Source organism: Streptomyces prasinopilosus (genome assembly GCF_001419695.1).
Lineage (GTDB): Bacteria > Actinomycetota > Actinomycetes > Streptomycetales > Streptomycetaceae > Streptomyces > Streptomyces prasinopilosus.
Genome location: NZ_LIRG01000079.1, coordinates 1 through 1652, shown reverse-complemented (window position 1 = coordinate 1652; position 1652 = coordinate 1). Strand labels below are relative to the sequence as shown.

The following is a 1652-nucleotide window of genomic DNA, read 5'->3' as shown; positions in this document are numbered from 1 at the left end:
CCGGGCGGGCCGCCGGCCGGACGGCCCCGCGCGGGGGCTTCACCGCGACCCGCCGCGGCGGGTGACACGGCTTCGGCACACGCCCCCGGACCACGAGCGGGTGACGGATTCCGCGATCCCGCCCACCGGCAACCGTACTTTTCGTGCATGGTATGCCTACGGATCGATCGTTCACGCGCGGGGAGTGACAGGTGACGTCAACGGCAGCCGGTGCCGGACAACTGTGGGCCATCAGCGACCTTCACATCGGCTACGACGAGAACCGCGCCCTGGTGGAGCGGATGCGCCCCGAGTCGGACGACGACTGGCTCCTGGTGGCCGGAGACGTCGCGGAGACCGTGGACGACGTCCACTGGGCGCTCGCGACCCTCGCGGGCCGCTTCCGGAAGGTCGTCTGGGCACCCGGCAACCACGAACTGTGGTCCCACCCGAAGGACACCGTCACCCTGCGGGGCGTCGCCCGCTACGACCACCTCGTCGCCCGGTGCCGCGACCTCGGCGTGATCACCCCCGAGGACCCCTACCCCGTCTGGGAGGGCCCCGGCGGCCCCGTGGCCGTGGCCCCGCTCTTCCTCCTGTACGACTACTCCTTCCTGCCGGCCGGGTGCGCCACCAAGGAGGAAGGGCTCGAGTACGCGTACGGCACCGGCGTCGTCTGCGCCGACGAGCACCTGCTGCACCCCGACCCGTACCCCAGCCGGGAGGCCTGGTGCCGGGCCCGGGTCGAGGAGACCGAACGGCGGCTCGCCGGACTGCCCGCCGGCCTGCCCGTCGTGCTCGTCAACCACTACCCGCTGCACCGGCACCCCACGGACGTCCTGTGGTACCCCGAGTTCGCCATGTGGTGCGGCACCGCGCTCACCGACGACTGGCACCGCAGGTTCGACGTTCACACGATGGTCTACGGCCATCTCCACATCCCGCGCAGCACCCGGCAGGACGGCGTCCGCTTCGAGGAGGTGTCCGTGGGCTACCCCCGCGAATGGCGGAAACGGGCGGCGCCCCCGGGGCGGCTGCGCCGGATCGTGCCGGAGGAGGGGCCGGGGACGGGATCCGCTGCCGGGGCAGTGGTGGCGGAGGGCGGCGGCCGGTGATCGGGGAACTGCTGCCCGGGACGGTCGTGGTCGTGGAGGCCTACGGCGACGAGGGGACCGACGCCCCGCTGTATCCCGAGGAAGCGGCCGTCGTGGCGCGGGCCGTCGACAAGCGCCGCCGGGAGTTCACCGCGGTGCGCTCCTGCGCCCGCCGCGCCATGGAGAAACTCGGTGTGCCCCCGCGGCCCGTCCTGCCCGGCGAGCGCGGCGCACCCGGCTGGCCGGACGGGCTGGCCGGCAGCATGACCCACTGCGCGGGCTACTGCGCCGCCGCCCTGGTCCGTACGGGTGACCTGGCCTCCCTCGGCATCGACGCGGAGGTCCGGGGACCGCTGCCCGAGGGGGTGCTGTCGTCCGTGGCGCTGCCCGAGGAGGCGGAGCGCATCGGGCGCCTGGCCCTGGAACGGCCCGAAGTTCCCTGGGACCGGCTGCTGTTCAGCGCCAAGGAGGCCGTGTACAAGGCGTGGTTCCCGCTGACCGGGAAGTGGCTGGACTTCATGGAGGCCGACATCGAGCTGTTCACCGGATCCGGCGGCGACGGCACCGGCGTCCCCGGCA

Annotated in this window: 2 protein-coding genes; both read left to right on the top strand. The window is 73.6% G+C overall.

Translation table 11 applies throughout. The features are described 5' to 3' along the window. The first annotated feature begins 191 nt into the window (after positions 1-191). Complete coding sequence (locus tag AOK18_RS04850) at positions 192-1094, top strand: metallophosphoesterase family protein (protein WP_055693494.1); 903 nt, start codon at positions 192-194, stop codon at positions 1092-1094. Next, the coding region (locus tag AOK18_RS04845; protein ID WP_055693493.1) for a 4'-phosphopantetheinyl transferase family protein at positions 1091-1652 on the top strand (562 nt) is incomplete at its 3' end. The genes AOK18_RS04850 and AOK18_RS04845, both read left to right, overlap by 4 nt.